At 72.0% G+C, this 1,187-nt stretch carries 3 protein-coding genes; 2 read left to right on the top strand and 1 reads right to left on the bottom strand.

Going from position 1 to position 1,187, the window contains the following annotated elements; all coding sequences use genetic code 11:
- Positions 1-344 (bottom strand): primosomal protein N' family DNA-binding protein (locus AC2W7M_RS25895; RefSeq protein ID WP_486136003.1); only part of this gene is annotated, 344 nt, incomplete at its 3' end.
- Between the two features lie 140 nt (positions 345-484).
- Between AC2W7M_RS25895 and AC2W7M_RS25890 the strand changes: the two genes are divergently transcribed.
- Complete coding sequence (locus tag AC2W7M_RS25890; protein ID WP_486136002.1) at positions 485-784, top strand: DUF6166 domain-containing protein; 300 nt, start codon at positions 485-487, stop codon at positions 782-784.
- Positions 781-1,047 (top strand): alpha/beta fold hydrolase, encoded by a 267-nt coding sequence (locus AC2W7M_RS25885; protein ID WP_486136000.1) that lies wholly within the window; start codon positions 781-783, stop codon positions 1,045-1,047. Before AC2W7M_RS25890 ends, AC2W7M_RS25885 begins: the two co-directional genes overlap by 4 nt.
- Positions 1,048-1,187: the final 140 nt, after the last annotated feature.

Genomic DNA, 1,187 nt, shown 5'->3' with positions numbered 1-1,187 from the left:
GCACGCCGGACGCGCCTCGCGGCCGGCGCCGGGCGCCTCGCCGTGGCGCAGCGCATGCGCAGCACCATGCCGCGGGGGGCGAGGGTGTAGTCCGCCATCCAGTCGATCAGCGCCATGAGGTCGGGCGGCAGCGGCGCATAGTCCAGCTTCGCCTTCACCGCCTTGAGCTTGGCGGTATCCACCGCCTTCGGCGGCCCCACCTCGGACCACACCACGCCGATCACGCTCTTGGTGGCGAGCGGCACATGCACCAGGTCGCCGGGCGCGAGGCGCATGCCGTCGGGCACGAGGTAGGAATAGGCCGCGTCGAGGCCGAGAGGCAGGAGGACGTCGACGGTGCGCATGCCGTCTTTTGGCCTGCGCCGCGGCGAAGGTCAAAGGGCAGCGGCGGGAGGCGGCCGGCGCACGGGGCGCCGATGGGGCGTTGAACGCATCTGATATTCATGTAGTATGTTATGACTTCAACGCCTGCCGGACGACACACATGAAGACCTATCGGGGCGATCGCACCATCGACGGAATCTCGGTCACCGTTGACGGCAGGCCGCTCCCGCCGCGGGAGGACATCGCTGCGCTCAGCCGCGACGGGTTCGAGTGGAGCTACGAGGGGATCGCGCCGGCCCAGCTCGCCCTCGCCTTGCTCGCCGACCATCTCGGCGACGACCGCCGCGCGCTGGCGCTGCACGACTGGTTCATGCGCGAGGTGGTGGCGAACTTCGCCAACGAGTGGGAGATGACCGCGGCCGACATCGACGCCGCCCTCGCCCAGAAGGCCGCCGCTTGAGCCGCACCGAACGGCGTCTCGTCCTCGATGGTCCCGCCGGTCCGGTCTCCTGCCGGGTCCGCTTGGCCGCGCCGGGCGCGCCGCTCCTGGTGATGCTCCACGGCATCCAGGGCACGGCGGCCGCCTTCGACGCGGTCTGCGCGCGGCTGCCGGACGACTTCGGATGGATGTGTCCGGACTTGCGCGGGCGCGGCCTTTCGGTCGCGCCGGACGATCCCGCCGCCTACGGACTCGACGGCTTCGCCGGCGACCTTGCGGCGTGATCGACGCCGCGCCCAGCCGCGTCGTCCTGGCGGGCTGGAGCATGGGGCGTGCATGGTCTGCCTCGCTTACATTCGCGGCGCACGGGACCGGCCGCATCGGCGCGCTCGTGCTCGCGAGCGGCACCGCCGCCGGGGACCGG

The organism is Xanthobacter sp. BG11Y11_SDJG, assembly GCF_057364445.1.
Note: the sequence above shows the minus strand (reverse complement) of the source record. Positions and strands in the feature narration are given on the sequence as shown.

Excerpts from the sequence above, each read along its gene's own strand:
- AC2W7M_RS25890 (WP_486136002.1), top strand. The coding sequence starts at position 485 with ATGAAGACCTATCGGGGCGATCGCACCATCGACGGAATCTCGGTCACC.